Origin of the sequence: Thalassovita aquimarina (assembly GCF_018219815.1) — a bacterium.
GTDB lineage: Bacteria > Pseudomonadota > Alphaproteobacteria > Rhodobacterales > Rhodobacteraceae > Thalassobius > Thalassobius aquimarinus.
This window is the reverse complement of record NZ_JADMKU010000001.1, coordinates 130,391-149,109: the sequence shown is the minus strand read 5'-3', so window position 1 is coordinate 149,109 and position 18,719 is coordinate 130,391. Positions and strand designations below refer to the sequence as shown.

Below are 18,719 nucleotides of genomic sequence, written 5' to 3'. Positions count from 1 at the left end.
GCCAACCGAAACGATCCCTGCAAGGACGATGCCAACCGAGCGAAGCGAGGAACGAAAATGGCCAGGACAAAGAAACGTGTACCGCCGGTCATCGCGAAAATTCTGAAAGCGGTCGACGACCTGTCGCCGGCCGAAGCCGCTGAAGCGCTGCAAGACGCGGCGGCTGACGAAAGCTCGGTTGAAAACCGCATTCTGCTGCTACAGGCGCGGATCAAGCTGCTGCAGGACAGCCAGAAACCCAAACGTCCGCCCCGCAAGCGCAAGCCGAAACCGAAAGGCACGAAGGCAGAAGAACCCGCCAAGGAGACGCCAAAAAAGGAAGAAGCCAAAGGCAAGGTCACCGCGATCGATCTCGACAATCTCGGTGCGCTGTTCGGCGCCGTCGAAAGCGGCGCGGCGCAAGCGGAAAAGGCGACGGAACCGGCCGAGGCAGCCCCAAAGCCATCGGGCGGTATCGATTTCGGCGAAATGGATGCCCTGCTGGCGATTGACGACGATGACGGCGACAGCGATGCCACCGTTGAGGCCACGCCAAGCGATGAAACCGATCCCCCGCCCCCCGGCAGCTCGGACAAATCCGACGGAGCGATCCAAATGCCGGACCTGTCTGCGCTGAACGATCTGGGCGGGACTGACGATGCAGCCGAAGCCGACGACGACGGATCGGACGAACTTTCGGCCCTGATGACCTCGATGAGCATGAACAGCCCATCCGGCAAGCCGAAAGCGGATAAAGCGCCCCCACCCGCCACCGGCGAAGACGACCCGAGCGAGAAAGGCGACCTTCCGGACCTCTCGGCATTCGATGCGCTGGATGATGCGCCGGAAGAGGACACGTCGGGCCAAGACGACCTCTCCGCCCTGATGGGCGCCTTGTCGGACGATGCAGCGGAAACCGGCGAAACGGATGAAGAGGAGGAGGCCCCGGTTGCGGGCAACGCACCCGAACCTGCGGACCCCGACGCGCTGGATGATGCACCGGAAGAGGATACCTCCGACCAAGACGACCTCGCCGCCCTGATGGACGCCTTGTCGGACGATGCGGCGGAAACCGGCGAAACGGATGAAGAAGACGAGGCCCCGGTTGCGGACAATGCACCCGAACCTGCGGACCCCGACGCGCTGGATGATGCACCGGAAGAGGATACATCGGACCAAGACGACCTCGCCGCCCTGATGGACGCATTGTCGGACGATGCGGCGGAAACCGGCGAAACGGATGAAGAGGACGAGGCCCCGGATGCGGACAACGCACCAGAGTCTGCGGACTCCGACGCGCTGGACGACGCGCCGGACGAAATCGGCGACGATGTATCTGAACTGATGGTGGCGCTCGTCGACGACGACGACACCGACATGGCGCCCGTTCCGCAGGCCGAAACGGCACCGGACGAAGGCACTTCGATGGCTTCGATGTCTGCGCCGACGGGCAGCGACGAGGACGCGACAGTCGAAGACTTCACTGGTCAGGAGGAAAGCAACAGCGGGAACATCATGGACCTGTCCCCGATGCTGTCGGCTCTGTCTGATCTGGATGATCCGGCGGATTCCCCCGAGGCGGCACAAATCGACATGCCGACGGATGACGACAGCGAGGCGGACGCCGCCGCCGGAACCAAGGACGAAGATACCCCGCCCCCGCCCGAACCGGTCGCGCCAGAGGACCATACCGGCGACACGGACACGCCGGATTATTCCGAATTCGAAGCCCTGATGGGGGCCGCCGCGCAACAAATGGCCCCGGAAGAAAATACCGCGCCTTCCGAAGAACCCGAAGTGGCGCAGGACCCCGCGCAGGAAACCTCTGAACCCCAGTCGCCCCCTGATGCGCAAGCGGCCGGGACCGCGCCGGCCACGGCGCAGCCCGAAGCGAGCGAAGAACCGGATTTTTCGGAATTCAACGCGTTGATGGCAGCGGCAGACAATGGCGCGGGAGACATCGGTGGGGTAGACGATGGCGCGCACGACGCAGAGATCGCACCTGCCCCGGAAGCCGTGACCGCACAGGCTGATCGACCCGAGATCGACACCGACATGGGCCGCAGCTCCGAGCCTGCGATGCCCGAAACGCTGGATGCCACCGCCGGGGATGACGCGCAGGAGACTTCCAAACCGACGGCACCGCTACCGGAATCCGACGCGGCGGTGCCCACGGAAGATTCCACCGCCGTCACCGGCCGGTCGGAGGTTCAGCAGCCTGACGTCGTAGACGAGGTACCGGCACCGCAAACCGCAGCACACGTCCCCGAAGCGACAGAACCGCAACCAACCGCCGCCGAGCCCGTCGCCGCGTCATTTGCCGAAGGCAAGAAGAAGGCCACGCTCGATGACCTCTATCGGTTGTTTCCCAAGAGGGAGCCGTGAGGATGCGCACACAGCCCTCAGCTGTTGTAGCTGCACAGGTCAGGGTGATCGAGGCCGTGTCCGTCACACCACTGCTGATAAAGGTTCGCCGCGCGTTCCTGCGCGGTCAGGCGCTGTTCCTGGTCCAGCTTGCGCGCCACCACGTCGCGCCATGTGCTGGCATGGGGCTGCTGCAGCGCGGCCGCGATGGTGAACCAGACCAGCGCCAGTTCCGGGTCCGCCGGATCGGTCAGTTCAAGGTAAACCCGGCCCAGGGCGAGCATCGCTTCCTTGTGGCCGTCATTGATGCTTTGGATCAGATCCTCGCTCAGGCGTTTCTGTACCTTCTTCATCAGGTCCGGCGTGGCGCCCCGCATCAGGTAGGAGGTCAACATCTTGGCTTTTTTCACGCCGGAAAAGCGGGCACGCCAGGCCCAGTAAAGCGCCATTTCGGCGCTTTGGGGCACACCGGTGCCGCGTGCATAGAGGACCGCAAGGTTGTACTGCGCCTCGCCATTGCGATCCTGTGCAAGGGTGCGGAACATCCTGACCGCCTGCGCCGCCTGCCCCTCGCGCGCGGCCTGGACCGCCTCGGCGAAGGCATTTGGCTGCGCCGGTTGCGCCGCGGCTGACAGCGCTGCGCCCAGAACCAGGATATGCGCGCCCTTCCAGTTCATCTTCCGGCCATCATCACCAGTTGCAGATACATCACGCGCTTCGGCAATTCACCGGGGCGATGTTCATAGACAACGACCTTGGAGCGCTCACCGGGATCGGTTTCAACCGACACGCTAATGTCTTCAGGAAGAAAGACATGGTAGTCGGCCAGCGTTTCCTTGGGGCCCATGTAAAAACTCTGGCGGAACATCTTGTCGATCCAGCACCGCGCAAGAGCCCGCCCCAGGATGTCCGGCAGAAAGCGTTCGACCTGTGACACGTTCGACAAGTGGGTTTCCTGCCGGACCAGCTGGAAATCCTGACTTTCCTCGTCATTGCGCGCATTCACCATGCGGTATTGGCCCAGATTGCGCGTCAGCGATCGCACCTTTTTCGATGACATCCACTTCGTCCTTTTGGAATCTCGCCCTGAAGGTTCACTAGGTAAAACGACGGCGCGGTCATTCATCTTAGCGGATGACAAGATATCAGCCGAAAATCGACAAATTGTCGCTTCAATTGGCACATTACTTGCTCTAAACAGACTAGGCTTGACACGTAATGCGGGTATTATTCAAGGTGTTGGGAAAGAGCGGCGCCGCTCGATCACCATCTGCACAATGGTGGATTGCTCTGGAAAAGCGAAAAACCGCCCCGATGATGGAAGAAAGCACTAAGTGATGACCAAAAAACGCTTTTTAGCCAACACCCTCCATCATCTCACGCATACTCTGGAAACTGTTGCCGGGATCGAGGAGGCCGAGGCGTTCCTGAGCACCGTCGGCGCCGAACTGGGCCAAGACCTGTATGACGAGCATTTTGCTCAACCAGGAGCAGAGCCGCTCCACCCCGACACCTTGCCCGAAATGCTCGTCGATGTCGAAACCGGGATCGGCGCCGACTTCGCAATTGTCGAACGGTCCAAAAACCGGATCCTTCTGGAAAACCGCACCTGCCCTTTCGGTCCGGAAATCAACGGCACGCCATCGATTTGCATGGTGACGGCGAACCTGTTGGGCCACCTGGCGTCGAAAAGCGCGGGCTACGCCAAGGTTCATCTCGAACAGACGATCGCGCGCGGGCATCCGATGTGCCGCGTGAACGTGTCGCTTGACGACAACGATACGCCGGGGCTCGAGTATTTCGCCGATGACTAAGATCGAGACCGTGAAACACGATGACAGCCTCGCGCGCTATGCTGATATCATAGCGCTGGACGTCTACCCGTGTTACCTGCTGACGGTCGACGGCAAAGTCGTGTTCAGCAATGGGGCTGCCGAACGGCTATGCCCGGCCGATCAATTCGAAATCGGATTGCGGACATGGCCGCAGAACGCGGAATTCCTGCGCCGCAGTGCGAAATCCACCAACCCCAAGATCGGCCGGATGGTGCTGCAGCAAAATGATGGCGAGAGCTTCGGCATTCGCGGCCGCATGGCCCGCCTGCCCGCCCGGAGCGCGGTTCCGCTGGTGCTGGCCCGTCTTGATCCCGGCGATGTCGAGGACCAGTACCAGAGGCTGCGGTCGGAAAGTTCGCAACTGCAACGCGCCATCCGCGCCCGCAAGCGCAGCGACAAGCGCTTCCGGCAGTTCCTTGACAGTGCGGTGGACGGCATCGGCGCCGTTGCGTCGAACGGCCGTTTCACCATGGCCAATTCATCGCTGTCCAAGATGCTGGGCGTTACCGATCTGATCGGGAAATCGCTGTTCAGCTATGTCGATATGGGCGCGGCGCTGCACGGGGCAGAAACCCCGTTCGAAGCGCCAGCGGACCCCGGTGCCTTTCTCGAAAAGGTGTCCGGCACGCCGCTCGAGGTCTATGTCGAAAGCGTCGAACACGACCGCTACCCGGTCGAAGTGACCTTCACCCCGACCGACGAACCCGGTTCGCGGCAATTCGTAGTGGTGATGCGCGATATAACCGCCCGCACCGAGTACCGCGACGCGCTGGACCGGTCGCAATATCTCGAAGCCGCGCGCGACATCGCGCGCGCCAACGAACAATCAAAGACCCGGTTCCTCGCCACCGTCAGCCACGAAATGCGCACCCCCCTCGGGGCGATCGCTACCGCGGTCGATTTGTTGTTGCAGAACAATGACCTGAAACCGGAACAACGGCAGCTGATGGAATTGATCCGGGGATCCTCCGACACCGCGCTGGAGCAGATCAACAACACGCTGGAACATGTCCGGATGGACATGCGCCCGATCAAGGATCATCCGGTTTCGTCGTTCAACCCGAGCCAGGTACTGACCCGGCTGGCCAACCAAAGCTGGATCGCAGCCGAGGCGAAGGGGCTGGAACTCAGGCTGGCCCTTGACTGCCAGTCCGATCAGCAGGTCGCCGGCTATCACCACCTGTTTCAGCGCGTGGTGCAGAACCTGATGGGCAACGCGGTGAAATATACCGACACGGGCCACATCACGCTGACCGCACGCTGCGACCGCGTCACGAAAAACGACGGAAAAAAACAGTTTCTGGCCATCGAGATGAGCGTCGCCGACACCGGCAAGGGCATCGCCGCGGATGAAATCGACCGGCTGTTCGACCCGTTCGAAACCGGCAATTCCGATTACAACAGCCTGGCACAGAGCGCCGGTCTTGGCCTGAGCATCGTAAAGCGCGCGGTCGATGCGATGGGCGGCTCGATCCGGGTCAGTTCCACCGTCGGCGCCGGCACTGAATTCCGGGTGTCGCTGAGTTTCGCCATCCCCGATGCCGCAGTGAAATCCGCGAGCGACGAAACCGAAATCCCTGCTCCGGAAACGAAAGGCTTCCGGGTTCTGGTGGTGGACGACAATCCGTTGAACCGCGACCTGATGGTCAAGCTGCTGCACAGCGAAGGGTGCATTCCGCACTGCGCCGATAGCGGCGAAGCGGCGCTTGAGGCGATCCGGACAAACGACGTGGACGCGGTACTGATGGATGTCGGCCTTCCCGGGATCGATGGGCTGGAGGCGACCCGGCAGCTGCTGGCGCAGCCCGGTCACGCCGACATGCCTGTTTTCGGGCTGACCGGGTTCAGCGATTCAGAAACCCGCGAACGCGCCGGTATCGCCGGCATGGAAAAGGTCTACGTGAAACCGCTGCGCCGGCCACAGCTCTATGAAATCATCCATCGCGTCCGCGGCAGCGCGCCCCCGGCGCCCGATATGCCGGAACCGGGGCCGATACCCGATCTGCTGGATAAATCGGTGTCGCGGCAGATTGCCAAGATCGCTGGCGAGAACTGGTCCGTTTTCGTCCACCAGCTGCACAAGGAATGCCTGACCACGCTGGATCACCTGCGCAACGCGCTTGATGCCTCTGCCTGCGACGACATCGTGGAAATGTCGCGCAAGGCCAGCGTCACGGTCACCACCGTCGGCGCCGTCGCGCTGAACCAGAATTTCCTCGAGATAGAAGAACTCGCGCAAAAAAGACTGCTCGACGACCTGCCCGTCCTGCTGGATGCGACAGAACATCTTCTGGAAGAAACCCGCCTCGCCCTGGCCATGCTTTGAGCGCCGGAAAGGAAATCGACATGCCATTTCTTCCTGTTCCCAAAAATGGTGGCACCGCTACAGCCGCCTTCTTGGCCGTGACGCTGACATTTGCCGGCGGATTGTTCATTTTCGCCAACCCGATCACCGTGTCGCTGGCCGAAATTCAGGCCGAGGCCGAAGAAAAGAATCCAGACCGGAATCGTCACTATGTGACTTTCCCGATCGAGATGACCGCCAATGCGTCCCGTCTGGGCGCCACGCTGAACCTCGAGATCGGGCTCGCCGTTCGCGAAGAAAGCGTGGTGGAAATCAAAAACCTGCTGCGGATCAATTCCGAACAGCTGGTCCCCTCGGTGACTGAGGCGATCCGCCTGCTGATCGAAGACCCCACCATCACCGATGTCGAAACCTTCCAGACGGAATTTCCCGGCTTCGCACGGGATGCGCTCAATCGGTCCCTGGCAACCGAGGACATACCCGAACCGGTGCTCGAAGTGCTGATTCTGCGACTGATTGCCGTGACCTGAGCCGGCCGACCGGAACACTTGGCAAGAAACTTGCAGCAACCATGGCAGAACGAAACAAAGGATCTGCCATGCTCACTCAAAGCTTGACCCCCCTTTTCCCCCGGACCGATTACGATACCTGCGAGATGGGGGTCGAAGTCGTTCATTTCGGCGCTGATGACAGCCCGGCCAAGCGCAGCGTGATGCCGATGGATTACCTGCTGTCGCCGCTGGACGCGGAAAAGCAGTCCCGCGACCAACGACGGGGCTGAACGCTCAGCCCTCCTGTTTCACCAGGCGGGTCCAGACCCAAAGACGAAACACGAAGGCGACTGCCCCAAGGACCATGCCGCCGATTGCCAGCGACAAGGGCTCGGGCATCATCGCAGCGACGACCTTGGCCGCTTCCGGCTGCAACCCGATCAGCACGATGAGGGCGAAACCGGCGCCCAGGAAAGCCCGGAGCCATTGGCACCGCTGGCATGTGTTTCGCGAGCTCATCTCACAACTCCCTATTTGCGCGAATAGGCCAGCCTGATCCGCTGGTCCGCTTCGCGCCTTGCCTTGAGCAACTTACGCTCCTGCTGAATTTCGCCGGCCGCCGTTCCAAGACGGGCGACCGCATCGCGCAGTGCATCGATATAACGATCGTCGGTCGGATTCATGTCAGGCATACCGCCGATCACCGCCAGCGCCTTGCTGCGCAGGACGTGATCAAGACGGCGGAATTCATCCAGATCACCATCGCGGGCAGCCTGTTCGAACTGCACGAGAAGCGCTTCGAATTCTTTCAGCAGATCCGCACCGGGATCTTCGCTCGTGGGCGCGTCGTTCATCCGGCTTGCCTTTCGACCTGGGGCCCGATTTCGGTCCAGGCATCGAGGATCCCGGAAATCGCATCGGCGGCGTCGGTGATCTGCGCGCCTTCTTCGCGGCGGAAGGCCCGCAACACCGTCTGACGGCAGAACTCGTACAGTTCGAACAGGCTGGTCGCGATATCACCGCCCTGCTCGAAATCCAGGCTGGACTGCAGCAGATAGATCGCGCGCAACGATTTGTTTACGTGATCCTGGGGATAGTCGCTCTTTGCTTGTTCTGCCGCCTTGAGGACGTTCAAAGACTGCTCGAGTTCGGTCAGGACCACCCGAATGATCTGGTAAGGGTTGTCAGGAATATTCATACCCGAAGTCTCGGTCTGGCGGTACTTGTTACGAGCACGAGCAAATGTCATCGGGCGTTCCTCTGGTAACATTCATCTGTCTGTCCCTTATGAAAACGGCACGAGGCCCCGCATTATTTAGCGTTTTTTTCAGGATCAGGATTTGGTTTGGGCGCAGCCCGGCCCCGGCGGGACCACCCGGCCCGAAACGACGGAGCCCGCGCGTCGCGGCCCAACGCCGGGATGGGGTGCTCAGCGGGCGCTGGTGACCGGTCGCATCGATGGGTCCGGGCGCGACCGCCCTGCCCCGGAATGCAGGATCAGGCGGCCGGGGACAGGCGCCCCCCGTCAGGACGGCAAAAAGCAGTGGTAGAAATGTCATCGCCTCGTCGTTGTGTGATACGTTCAGGCCGCGTCGGCCAGACGATCTACAGCAACAACCATGCCGACTTCACCACCGGACAGCAGCGCAAGCCCCATCATGTTGCGAATTCCCACCAACGGCCCCTGCAGCGGGCGCAGCAAGACCAGCTGCTGCCCCAGCATTTCGTCAACCGGCACCGCGATACGGTTATCGTCGCTTCGCAGCACGACGTAGAGGTTCGAAGCACCGCCGTCATTGGCCGCATCCAGCTTGGATACCACGCCGCCCTGAAGCCCGGTTCGGGTCAGCGGCCGGATCGGCGCCAGTTCACCGGTATCGGTGCGCAGCATCGCGTTGTTCTGCGACGCCGCGATCGGCAGCAGCGCATCGTCGGCGCCCAGCTGAATACGCTCGATCGAATTGACCGGCATGACATAGCAGACATCCCCGACCCGCACGACCATGCCGTCGAGCAGCGCCATGTGCACCGGCAGCGACAGGTGGAACCGCATGCCGCCCGAAGGCATCTGCACCGGGCGGAATTCTCCCCCTTCGCGCACCGCGACCTGATGCAGGCCCTGCAGCACGTCCTGATCGGGTTCGATGGTGCCGTCATCTTCCAGCAGGATCGAAATCCGGTTGTCATTGCGCGACAGCGACAGGTGGAACTGCGCCGCGCCGTTTTCGCCGCCCAGCCGGCTGCGGATCAGCTGCTTCAACAGCTTGCCCAGCGAATCCAGCATGGTCTGGTCGATGACCTCGTCTTCGCCATTGTAGGACATCCGCGCTTCCTTGCCCTCCTGGCGCGACCGGGCCTCGACAAAGGCGGCCAGGGTGCGCAGCAGGATGCCGGCGGGGCGTTCCCGCAGTTTGGCGGTTTCTTCCTGCAGGCGGCCCATCTGGGTGTTCAGCTGGGTTTCCGCCTCGGCGGCGCGCGCGACCTTGTGGGTATAGGCTTCGATCATGTCGCGCAGCGCGTTGTAGGTGTCCCCGTTAAGCGCGGGTCCGGTCTCCGAACCGTGGCGGCGCAGGACATGATCGACGGCCTGCATCAGGTCGGTCGAGGACAGATCGTCCAGAATGTGGTGCACCATCGCCTGACCGGCGGAGATTTCGCCGATCGCTTCCATCAGCGGCAGGCTGATCGACGGGCCGGTATTGCCACCCTCGTGCAGCGGTTCGCTGTCGTCCTGATCGTCCTCGTCTTCGCCCGAACTGTAATCAGGCGCCAGCACCAGCTCGACATAGAGCTTGGTCGCGGACGGGTCCATCGTTGTCATCGCGCCGACGATCGCATCCTGTTCCAAGTCCGAGGCAAGCAGGAAATCGAACAGCGTGATGTCGTCCCGGAACACCGTCACGTTGGTGATCATCTGGGCGTTGCCGGCGCCGATCCATTCCAGATATTTCTCGGCCAGGGTTTCGTCTTCGTTCAGGTCCGCCCGGATCACGTAGAAATGCTTGCGGTCCAGCAGCGCCTGATGCGCCGCCTTGACGCTGTCGGGCGACAGAACGCGGTGGAATTCCTCCGGCAGGCCCAGTTTCCGTTCGATCGTGCGGGCCGATACGACGCCGCCCTGCTGGAAGGAAATATTGGTGGCTTCCTCGAACAGGTCGTCGATCTTGGACAGGTCAGGGTCGTCGCCCTGATCCAGCGCGTCGAACACCAGCTCGATGGTTTCCAGGAACCCGCGCGCCATGTGCAGCATCAGCGCATCGGCGACAGAATTGGTATCGTTCACCCGGCCGAACAGGTCGACCAGAGCCATGGTCAGCTGACCGGCAGTATCCATCCGGTAATGGCTGCAGGCATGGTACACCAGACGCATGTGATGGTTGAAGGACGCGAACCAATCGTCGCCCTCGCCATCCAGCGATACCCGTTCCATCATCGTGCGCAGCGCGCCCAGGGTGTCGAAGATCTGATCGGTGGCCCAAAGCTGGACCAGGTGCGACGGCCGCACCATCATATCGCCCGAGACGCTGCTTTCGATCGGCATCACGTATTCGTAGCTGATCAGTTCCTCGTAGAAGGACAGTTGCTGGATCCGGGCCGCCTTGACGGTTTCGGCCTTGGCGATGCGGCGCACCGCGTCCTCGGCGCGGACCAGACCGAAAGGTTCGACCTTGGTGACCACTTCCTCGGCCAGGTCGTTCAGCTTGCCCTGGGCAGCCGCGACATCGTTTTCCAGTTCCAGCACCTGTTCGGCGATTTTGCTGTAATAGGATTCCAACTGGCGGAACAGGTCGTCGGCCTCGTCGCTGCCCGATTTGGGCTGAGCGATCGCCCCGCCCTTCTGCAGCGCTTCGGCATTGGCGAGGAACCCGTCGATGCCTTCCTTGATCGCGGCGTCGCTCGCCAGTTTTCCGGCATTGTTTTCAAAAGCTTCCAGCAGCACGATCCAGTTGTCGAATCCCATCTGCCGCGCCGCGTGCAACAGATTGGCGACATGTTTGGCGACATCTGCCCGGCGGTCCTCGACGCTGTCGGACGAATTGCGGATGGTTTTCAGCTTCTTGACCAGATCCTCGGTCATATCGGCATAAATGGCGCGATAAGTGGGGTCGTCGGCCAGCGATTTCTGTCCGCCGGACGCTTCCGGTGCGGCGGCGGCATCTTCGGCGGCGGGCGCATCGGCCACCGGGGCCGGCGCAGGGTCCTCTTCCTGCACCGCTGCGGGCGCCGGGGCCGGTTCGGCCTTGGCAACGGTGGCTGGTTCCGGTGCGGGTTCTGGTGCGGGTTCCGCGGGCGCGGCTGCCACTTTGCCGCCGTTCTGCAGCGTTTCGATCTGCCCCAGGAACGTGTCGATACCACCCTTCAACTCGGCGTCCATCGCGAAGTTGGCGGCGTTCGCTTCGAACCCTTCAAGCACCGAAATCCAGTTGTCGAATTCCATCTGCCGCGCCGCGTGCAACAGCCCGCCGACATGCTTGACGACATTGTCCCGTCTCTCTTCGAGATCGTCGTCGGAGTCGCGGATGGTTTTCAGCCGCTCGATCAGATCATCGGTCATATCGGCGTAGATCTTGCGATAGGTCGGATCGTCGGACAGCTTCGCCGCGCCTTCCTCGGCGGCAGGCGCTTCGGCCTCGGCCGGGGCTTCGGCGGCCACCGGTTCTGGGGCCGGGGCGGGTTCTGCCGCGGCAGCGAGGGCCGGCGCCGCCTCGCCGCCATTCCTCAGCGCCTCGACCTTGACGAGGAATTCCTGCAGTCCGGCGACCAGCGCATCGGCCGTTTCGAGCGCCGGGCAATCGAAGGCGAAATCTTCCAGCAGCGACACCCAGTTGCCGTATTCCATCTGCTGCGCCGCGTGCAGCAATCCGTCGACCTGGCGTTCCGCCGCCTTGCGGCGTTCTTCGAATTCGTCGTCCGAACGGATGATCGTGCCGATCTTCTCGATCATCTCCTCGGTCATGTCTTCGTAGATCTTGCGGTATGTCGGGTCGTCGGCCAGCGAATTCAGCGGCACACCGTCTTCGGCCGGGACCGAGGAATCGACCGGTGCAGCGGGTGTCGCCGCGGGTTCGGCCGAGGCCGCTTCCTGTTCGGCGAGCTTCGCCGCCGCGTCACTGCCATTGCGCACCGGGCCTTCGGCTTCGTGCGCTTCCATGTCGGCGTCGGCTGCGGCCTTCTTGGCGGCCAGCGCGTCGGGATCCAGATCTTCGTCGAATTCCCAGAAATCGTCGTCGTTCGAGGATCCGCTTTCCTCGCCGTCGGACATTTCGTCGAACAGCGCCGACATGTCCATGCCGCCCACGGCTGCGGGTGCGGCGGCAGGTTCCTCTGCGGTTTCTTCTGCCGGGGCAGCCGCTTCGGGGGCGGGGTCCTCGGGCGCCGCGTCGGGATCGCACTTGGCGATCATTTCCTTGAGTTGGCGCAGCAGGTCTTCGGACGGTTCGGGATCAACATCGGCACGGGTTGCGGCCACCTGTTCCAGCATATTGCGCAGCGTATCGCCCGTGAGGAACATCAGGTCGAGGATTTCCTCGGTCAGAGGCACACCGGAATCGCGGACCAGCCCGATAAGGTCTTCGGCCAGGTGAGCCCGGCTTTCGACAACGGACAGGCCCAGAACCCGGGAATTTCCCTTGAACGTGTGAACCGCGCGGAACAGGGCGGAAATATGTGGCACCTGATCATCGGTACTGCCGTCGGACAACGCGTCCAGCGCGGCTTCCATCGCGTCCAGAGACTGCGCACCGTCATCGGCGAAGAGTTCCCAGATTTCATCCATTTCCGACATGGCTCACCCGTCCCTACTGAATACTTTTTGCTGCGGATCCGGCCCCTGTCAGGCCGCAACCAGCCTGCGCATGGTGTCGCGAAGTTCGTCGCCGGTCTTTTCTTCGAGGTCGTGCGACACGGTTCCCGAGGGTTTCGCGACGACACCGTCAGCACCCAGTTCGCGGGCCTTGGCGGCGTGCGGCGACCCCTGTACGGTGACCGAAGACAGCATGCAGATCTTGGCCCGCGTCTTCAGCTTGGCATGACGGAGGAATTCCAACCCGTCCATCACCGGCATTTCGATATCCAGCAGGATCAGGTCCAGATCGGGATGGTCAGACAGCTTGTCCAAAGCTTCTTGGCCGTTGGCAGCCTGTGCCACCATCTTGAATTCCGGCAGGGAATTCAGAAAGCTGGAAATATAAAGCCGCATCATCGCAGCATCATCCACGATCATCACTTTATAAGACATTATGTTCACTCCTTGAGGAAAGGTTTGCCCCTGCCCCTCGGCAGGCGGCATAAAGCGTCAGAAGTTGCTGAACCCGCGTTCGTCGTAATCGCCATGCCCGTTTGCATGACCATTCGCACGACCGTTGCCGTTCATCACGGCGGCGGCCGGCGCAACGGTGTGGCCCGCATCCATCATTTCCTGCAGCTTGGCCATCATTTCCGGCGGCAGGTCATTCAGCCCTTCGATGGCTCCCCACTGCCCGGCATTGACGGCGGTTTCGCTGAGCCGGAAGCGGCCGATTTCCTTGGCCATGTGTTCGGTGGCGGCGGTCATTTCGGCCGAGGTCGCGGCCAGTTCGTCGGCCTGCTGGCTGGTGGACAGCGCGGTGCGGGCGACTTCGCCGATGGCGGTGTTGATCTGGGCCACGCCGCGCGACTGTTCCTCCGAGGCGCGATTGATGGTTTCGACCAGGTCCTTCACCTCGGCGATGTTGACGGCGATCTTTTCGAAGCTCTCGCTGGTTTCGGCGGCCAGCCGCACACCGGCGGTGACGCGGCTGTTGGCGCCCTCGATCAGGTCCGAGGTTTCGCGCGCCGCCTTGGCCGACCGACCGGCCAGGTTGCGCACTTCCTGCGCCACCACCGCGAAGCCGCGGCCATGCTGACCGGCGCGAGCTGCTTCCACCGCGGCGTTTAGCGCCAGCAGGTTGGTCTGGAAGGCGATCTCGTCGATCACCTTGATGATCTTGGCGATGTCCTGCGACGAGGCGTCGATGCCTTCCATCGCTTCGACCATTTCGTTGATCTTGCTCTGACCTTCCGAAGCCACTTCGGCATTCACGTTGACGAGGCGCGCGGCGTTCTTGGCGGCTTCGGCATTGGCCTTGACCTGCACGTCGGTTTCCTCGGTCGAGGCGGAAACCTCATCCACCGATGACGACGCGATCTGCGAGTTGGTCGCCAGTTCCTGGCTGGCGCTGGACATCTGGCCGACGGTCTGGGCGACCTGTTCGACCTGCGATTTCAGCGCATGGAACGACCCGTTCAGGCTGTTGAAGGCGGCGTCGAAGGATTCGACGACTTCGCGGTAGGCACCGTTGAACTTTTCGGTGTCGCCCTTGACCTCCAGGTTGCCTTCCATGATCGCGTTGGACAGACGCTTGATTTCGTTGGTCACCTCGGTGAACCGTTCACGCGTTCTGTCGATCGTGCGGTTCAGCAGCGCCTTGTCGCCGGGCAGCCGCGACATATCGGCAGAGAAGTCGCCTTCGCTGAACTTTTCGAACACTTTGATGCCCTCGAGGATCGGCCCGATATGGCCACGCGTCATTGTATTGATGGCCTCGGCGGCTTCCTTCACATCTTCACAGGTCAGATCGTCATGCTCGATGAAGTGGCCGACATCGCCTTGTTCCTGCGCGATGCTCATGGCCTTGATACGGGCAAGCAGGGTCTTCACTTCGCTTTCCTGCTTCTTCTGGGCCTCTTCATTTGCATTGGTCATCGGAGTCGTCCTTTCCTGGGGGCGGGCTGTTCTCTTATTTCTTTTAATAGCGGCAGGTTTCAGATTTTCTTTAGCGTCTGAGGCCTGCGCTTCTGTCGGTTTTTCGGTTACAATCTCTGGCGGCTCGATATCCGTTTCCGGCGCTTTCGGCTTTGGCTGAACCCGATGCCGGCTCTTGGCTTGCGGCTTACGCTCAGTCATAGACATACCTCGACATTTCAAATCGTTACCAATCGAAGCTCACCCTTTCGGCGAACCAGAATTCCTTGTGGGCCGGGCGCAAAGTCCCGCCAAAGGCCGGGGGCCGGCCTTCTGGACCGTCATCGTGACGGGCGGTGAAGTTAAGCGGAAACCGCCTCGGGCATGCTCAGCTCGACGTCCGACACCAACATTTCGCTGTTCAGGATGATGGCGACGTTTTCACCAACGCGGCCCAGGCCTTGGACCAGCCCCTGGCTTTCGCCGCCGCCCATGCCGCGGGCACTGTCGATGTGGTCATCGGCGATTTCCAGAACCTCGCTGACGCGATCCACGATCAGGCCAACCGGCGATCCGCTCAGTTCCAGCACGATGATCACGGTCCGGTCGTCGTAGGCGCGTTCTTCCAGTTTGAAGCGCAGCCGCACATCCATCAGCGGGATCACCTTGCCACGCAGGTTGATCACGCCCTTGATGTAGCGCGGCACGTCCGGGACGGTCATGATCCGCTGCATACCGACGATTTCCGTCACCACCGCGATCGGAACCCCATAGGTTTCATCGCCGATGGCGAAGGTCAGGTACATGTTGTCGATGTTGTCATCGTCATGCAGAAGGTTTTCAGCTTCCGCCAGCATGGCTTGGTCCTTGGTCATATCCGTCATCCTCAGGATCCTTTCAAACTCTGTAACTTTCGAGCCTGTCCCCCACCGGGATGCGAGAACAGGAATTCATCAACCACGAAGACACGTCGTCGAGGGGAACCAGCGCCTCTGGCGCCCCGATCTGGTACGCAGCGCTCGGCATCCCGAACACGACGCAGCTCGCCTCGTCCTGTGCGACGGTCCGGCCGCCGGAATTACGAATGGCCAACTGGCCTTCGGCGCCGTCCTTGCCCATTCCGGTCAGGATGGCCGAGGACACCCTGCCCTCAGCCACCTGGGCAACGGAATGGAACAGGACATCCACCGAGGGGCGCGAGAAACAGACCTCGGGGCCGTCGATCAGCCGCACCTGGTGACGGCCCATCTTCTTGACCACGGTCATGTGCTTCGGACCGCCCGGCGCCAGCAGCACCAGACCGTTTTCCAAAACGTCGCCGTCTTCGGCTTCCTTCACCCGCAGCGGCCCCATCTGGTTCAGGCGCTTGGCGAAAGACGCGGTGAAGCCTTCCGGCATGTGCTGCACGATCACCACCGGCGGGCAATCGGCGGGCAGCGACTGCAGAACCGCGGTCAAGGCCTGCACCCCGCCGGTCGAGGCGCCGATCGCGATCATCCAATCGGGCAACCGGGCCGGCGCCGAACCTGCCGCCGGGCGCGGCGTTTGCGGCCGGACCGGCGGCCGCGCGGGCGTGGCCGTGCGGCGCACCTGGGCGCCCGCGGCCACTTTGACCCGCTGGACGATGCTGGCCATCATGTCGTTCAGCCCGCCGCCCAGCTCCATCCGCGGCTTGGCGATCACATCGACCGCGCCGGCGGCCAGCGCATCGACCGTCGCCTGCGCGCTGCGTTGGGTTTGCGACGAAATCACCACCGTGGGGATCGGATCGGCCTTCATGAAACTGCGCAGGAAGGTCAGCCCGTCCATGTTGGGCATTTCCAGGTCCAGCGTGATCACGTCCGGCTTGCTTCGCGCCAGGTATTGCATCGCCATGTTGGCATCTGCCGCGGTGCCGATCACTTCGATTTCGGGGTCCTGGCCCAGGCCGATCGACAGGATTTTGCGCACCATGGCGGAATCGTCGACGATCAGGGTGCGGATCTTTCGCCGTTCCTGCATCACCCCGCCCTCCGGTAAATCCCGGTGGTGACCGGGATCCAGCCCGGGCAGAGGTCGCGCACTGCCTCGGTGACGCTGGTGATCAGCCAGCCACCGGGTTCGGTGGCGTCATAGAGCGCGCGCAGCGTCGCGGCCTGATCCTCGGGTTCGAAATAATACAGGATGTTGCGGCAGAAAACGACCTGGAACTGCTTGGCAAAGGGATAGGGCGTGGCCTTCAGGTTCAGGCGGCGGAAGGTGCAGGTGTTACGCAGTTCTTCCTTGACGCGGTATTGTTCGATGCCCGTGGGGGTCATGTATTTCTGCCGCATGGCCGGGTCCATCTGGGCAATCTGGCGGTTGGAAAACACCCCCAGTTCGGCCCGTTCCAGCACCGGCGCACTGATGTCGGTGCCCAGGATCATCAGCTTGTCCAGGGCAGCCAGGCCCAGGTGTTCAGCCACCAGCATCGCGATGGTATAGGCTTCGTCCCCGGTCGAGGCGGCGGCGGACCAGATCCGCAGCTGTTCGCGCTGGTTCAACTTCGGCAGGATGTTCTTGGCAAACGTATCCAGCACTTCCGGTTCGCGGAAGAAATAGGTGTGGTTGGTCGAAGCCGCATGCATCACCGCCAGTTCGACATCGTGGCGGTCGCCCTTGGTGATGGTCCCCGCCAACTCGTCCAGATCGGACAGGCTGAAGCTGCGGGTGACCCGCGCCAGCCGCTGGCGCAGCAGGTCCGCCTTGTGGTCGGGATAGGAAATCCCGCAACGTTCGCCCAGCCAGGACCGGATACGTTCATACCCGGCGCGATCCTGATAGGCCCCATGATCCATCAAAGACATCAGCGTTCTCCCGCAGCCAAGCGCTCGGCATCAAGGACCAAGGCCACTTCACCCGTTCCCAGCAGCGCGCAACCCCAGCTGGCGCGCACCTGCGCCAACACACCGGAAAGCGGCTTCATCACCACCTGTTGACGGTCCAGCACCTCGTCCACCGGCACCGCGATCAGGCGGCTTCCCGCCTTCAGAACGATCACCACGGTATCGGACAACGGGGCGAGATCGGGTAAGGTATCGCCGTAGAAATGCTCCAGCCGGCATACCGGCACGTGGCTTTCGCGCAGGCGCAGCATTTCGGACCGGCTGCCAGCGGAAATCGACATGCAGGATTCAGCATCCGGCTTGACGATTTCGAAGATATCTTCAACCGGCACCGCGAACAGGTGGGTACCCTGACGCAACAGGATGCAATCGAGGAAGGCCAGCGACACCGGGATATGCAGCGACACCTGGGTGCCGACGCCTTCGGTGCTGTCCACCGCGATCCTGCCGCGCAGATCGCGCATGGTGGTGTTCAGCACATCCATGCCAACACCGCGCCCCGACAGGTTCGAAACTTTCTCCGCAGTCGAAAAGCCGGGTTCGAAGATTACCTTCCAAAGCTTTGAATTCGTGGGCTCCTCATCGGGACCATAAAGGCCGCGCTTGCGCGCGATGCCGAGGATCTTTTCGCGGTTCAGTCCGCGGCCGTCATCGCCGACGACGATCTGAACCTCGCTGCCGACCTGCGCGGCCGAAAGGGTGATCACGCCCTTTTCGGGTTTGCCGACGGCAATCCGTTCCTCGGTCTGTTCCAACCCGTGATCGGCCGAATTGCGTAGAACGTGAAGAAGCGGGTCGTAAAGCCGGTCCGCTACCATTTTGTCGATCGCGGTGTCGGCGCCGTTGACTTCCAGCGTGATGCGCTTGCCAGTCTGGCGTTCCATTTCGCGGATCATCCGCTTCAGCCGCTTGAACACCTCGTCCACCGGCACCAGCCGCAGCTCGGTCGCGGCATCCTGAACTTCGCGCACGATCATGTTCAGGCGGTGCGCTGCCGCCTCGAACTGGGTACGGTCCCCGGTATGATCCAGGTCCGGGGAATTCACGGTCTCCGACACGCTCAGAGACAGTTCGCCAACAAGATCCATCAACCGGCTGATCTTTTGCGACGAAACCCGCAAAAGGGCGCCAGCAGTGGCTTGCTTGTCTGCAACGGTTTCTACCTCAGCCGACATTTTG

General features: G+C 62.1%; 17 protein-coding genes. 5 read left to right on the top strand and 12 right to left on the bottom strand.

Translation table 11 applies throughout. From position 1 onward, the window contains the following. Window positions 1–57 precede the first annotated feature (57 nt). On the top strand, window positions 58–2,364 hold the full coding sequence (locus tag IT775_RS00735) for a midas domain-containing protein (RefSeq protein WP_212699152.1): 2,307 nt from the start codon (window positions 58–60) through the stop codon (window positions 2,362–2,364). A 17-nt stretch (window positions 2,365–2,381) separates the two neighbouring features. Here the strand turns inward: IT775_RS00735 and IT775_RS00730 are convergent, their stop codons facing one another. Further along, entirely contained in the window at window positions 2,382–3,020 is a 639-nt protein-coding gene (locus IT775_RS00730; RefSeq protein WP_212699151.1) for a tetratricopeptide repeat protein, read from the bottom strand. Then, on the bottom strand, window positions 3,017–3,403 hold the full coding sequence (locus IT775_RS00725) for a hypothetical protein (protein ID WP_212699150.1): 387 nt from the start codon (window positions 3,401–3,403) through the stop codon (window positions 3,017–3,019). The genes IT775_RS00730 and IT775_RS00725 overlap by 4 nt, the downstream gene beginning before the upstream one ends. Window positions 3,404–3,680: 277 nt before the next feature. On the opposite strand from IT775_RS00725, the gene IT775_RS00720 reads away from it, so the two are divergent. The 4 genes from IT775_RS00720 (at window position 3,681) to IT775_RS00705 (ending at window position 7,264) form a co-directional block, all read left to right on the top strand. Beyond that, entirely contained in the window at window positions 3,681–4,157 is a 477-nt protein-coding gene (locus IT775_RS00720; RefSeq protein ID WP_212699149.1) for a methanogen output domain 1-containing protein, read from the top strand. Then, window positions 4,150–6,504 (top strand): PAS domain-containing hybrid sensor histidine kinase/response regulator, encoded by a 2,355-nt coding sequence (locus IT775_RS00715; RefSeq protein ID WP_212699148.1) that lies wholly within the window; start codon window positions 4,150–4,152, stop codon window positions 6,502–6,504. Before IT775_RS00720 ends, IT775_RS00715 begins: the two co-directional genes overlap by 8 nt. A gap of 20 nt (window positions 6,505–6,524) precedes the next feature. Beyond that, window positions 6,525–7,013 (top strand): hypothetical protein, encoded by a 489-nt coding sequence (locus tag IT775_RS00710; RefSeq protein ID WP_212699147.1) that lies wholly within the window; start codon window positions 6,525–6,527, stop codon window positions 7,011–7,013. Window positions 7,014–7,096: 83 nt separating this feature from the next. Then, the gene (locus IT775_RS00705) at window positions 7,097–7,264 is read left to right on the top strand and encodes a hypothetical protein (protein WP_212699146.1); all 168 of its coding nucleotides are present in this window, start codon (window positions 7,097–7,099) and stop codon (window positions 7,262–7,264) included. Between the two features lie 4 nt (window positions 7,265–7,268). Here the strand turns inward: IT775_RS00705 and IT775_RS00700 are convergent, their stop codons facing one another. From IT775_RS00700 to IT775_RS00655, 10 genes are all read right to left on the bottom strand, one after another. After that, complete coding sequence (locus tag IT775_RS00700; RefSeq protein ID WP_212699145.1) at window positions 7,269–7,493, bottom strand: hypothetical protein; 225 nt, start codon at window positions 7,491–7,493, stop codon at window positions 7,269–7,271. A gap of 11 nt (window positions 7,494–7,504) precedes the next feature. Then, the gene (locus tag IT775_RS00695) at window positions 7,505–7,828 is read right to left on the bottom strand and encodes a hypothetical protein (RefSeq protein ID WP_212699144.1); all 324 of its coding nucleotides are present in this window, start codon (window positions 7,826–7,828) and stop codon (window positions 7,505–7,507) included. Next, complete coding sequence (locus tag IT775_RS00690; protein ID WP_212699143.1) at window positions 7,825–8,223, bottom strand: flagellar export chaperone FliS; 399 nt, start codon at window positions 8,221–8,223, stop codon at window positions 7,825–7,827. Before IT775_RS00690 ends, IT775_RS00695 begins: the two co-directional genes overlap by 4 nt. A 333-nt stretch (window positions 8,224–8,556) precedes the next feature. Beyond that, window positions 8,557–12,759: an Hpt domain-containing protein gene (locus IT775_RS00685; RefSeq protein WP_212699142.1), complete on the bottom strand. Its 4,203-nt coding sequence runs from the start codon at window positions 12,757–12,759 to the stop codon at window positions 8,557–8,559. 48 nt (window positions 12,760–12,807) lie between these two features. Continuing rightward, a complete protein-coding gene (locus IT775_RS00680) occupies window positions 12,808–13,212 on the bottom strand; it encodes a response regulator (protein WP_160971425.1) in 405 nt (134 codons plus the stop codon). A 57-nt stretch (window positions 13,213–13,269) separates the two neighbouring features. Next, a complete protein-coding gene (locus IT775_RS00675) occupies window positions 13,270–14,697 on the bottom strand; it encodes a methyl-accepting chemotaxis protein (protein WP_212699141.1) in 1,428 nt (475 codons plus the stop codon). A gap of 341 nt (window positions 14,698–15,038) precedes the next feature. Beyond that, a complete protein-coding gene (locus IT775_RS00670) occupies window positions 15,039–15,560 on the bottom strand; it encodes a chemotaxis protein CheW (protein ID WP_246525190.1) in 522 nt (173 codons plus the stop codon). Between the two features lie 13 nt (window positions 15,561–15,573). Next, window positions 15,574–16,677: a protein-glutamate methylesterase/protein-glutamine glutaminase gene (locus IT775_RS00665; RefSeq protein WP_212699140.1), complete on the bottom strand. Its 1,104-nt coding sequence runs from the start codon at window positions 16,675–16,677 to the stop codon at window positions 15,574–15,576. Then, window positions 16,677–17,501 (bottom strand): CheR family methyltransferase, encoded by an 825-nt coding sequence (locus IT775_RS00660; protein WP_246525188.1) that lies wholly within the window; start codon window positions 17,499–17,501, stop codon window positions 16,677–16,679. The genes IT775_RS00665 and IT775_RS00660 overlap by 1 nt, the downstream gene beginning before the upstream one ends. Beyond that, a complete protein-coding gene (locus IT775_RS00655; RefSeq protein ID WP_212699139.1) occupies window positions 17,501–18,715 on the bottom strand; it encodes a chemotaxis protein CheA in 1,215 nt (404 codons plus the stop codon). Before IT775_RS00655 ends, IT775_RS00660 begins: the two co-directional genes overlap by 1 nt. Window positions 18,716–18,719: the final 4 nt, after the last annotated feature.

Coding starts and splice junctions, on each gene's coding strand:
- IT775_RS00680 (WP_160971425.1), bottom strand. CDS start 13,212: ATGTCTTATAAAGTGATGATCGTGGATGATGCTGCGATGATGCGGCTT.
- IT775_RS00685 (WP_212699142.1), bottom strand. CDS start 12,759: ATGTCGGAAATGGATGAAATCTGGGAACTCTTCGCCGATGACGGTGCG.
- IT775_RS00730 (WP_212699151.1), bottom strand. CDS start 3,020: ATGAACTGGAAGGGCGCGCATATCCTGGTTCTGGGCGCAGCGCTGTCA.
- IT775_RS00665 (WP_212699140.1), bottom strand. CDS start 16,677: ATGCAGGAACGGCGAAAGATCCGCACCCTGATCGTCGACGATTCCGCC.
- IT775_RS00710 (WP_212699147.1), top strand. CDS start 6,525: ATGCCATTTCTTCCTGTTCCCAAAAATGGTGGCACCGCTACAGCCGCC.
- IT775_RS00655 (WP_212699139.1), bottom strand. CDS start 18,715: ATGTCGGCTGAGGTAGAAACCGTTGCAGACAAGCAAGCCACTGCTGGC.
- IT775_RS00670 (WP_246525190.1), bottom strand. CDS start 15,560: ATGACGGATATGACCAAGGACCAAGCCATGCTGGCGGAAGCTGAAAAC.
- IT775_RS00725 (WP_212699150.1), bottom strand. CDS start 3,403: ATGTCATCGAAAAAGGTGCGATCGCTGACGCGCAATCTGGGCCAATAC.
- IT775_RS00700 (WP_212699145.1), bottom strand. CDS start 7,493: ATGAGCTCGCGAAACACATGCCAGCGGTGCCAATGGCTCCGGGCTTTC.
- IT775_RS00675 (WP_212699141.1), bottom strand. CDS start 14,697: ATGACCAATGCAAATGAAGAGGCCCAGAAGAAGCAGGAAAGCGAAGTG.
- IT775_RS00715 (WP_212699148.1), top strand. CDS start 4,150: ATGACTAAGATCGAGACCGTGAAACACGATGACAGCCTCGCGCGCTAT.
- IT775_RS00660 (WP_246525188.1), bottom strand. CDS start 17,501: ATGTCTTTGATGGATCATGGGGCCTATCAGGATCGCGCCGGGTATGAA.
- IT775_RS00690 (WP_212699143.1), bottom strand. CDS start 8,223: ATGACATTTGCTCGTGCTCGTAACAAGTACCGCCAGACCGAGACTTCG.
- IT775_RS00735 (WP_212699152.1), top strand. CDS start 58: ATGGCCAGGACAAAGAAACGTGTACCGCCGGTCATCGCGAAAATTCTG.
- IT775_RS00695 (WP_212699144.1), bottom strand. CDS start 7,828: ATGAACGACGCGCCCACGAGCGAAGATCCCGGTGCGGATCTGCTGAAA.
- IT775_RS00720 (WP_212699149.1), top strand. CDS start 3,681: ATGACCAAAAAACGCTTTTTAGCCAACACCCTCCATCATCTCACGCAT.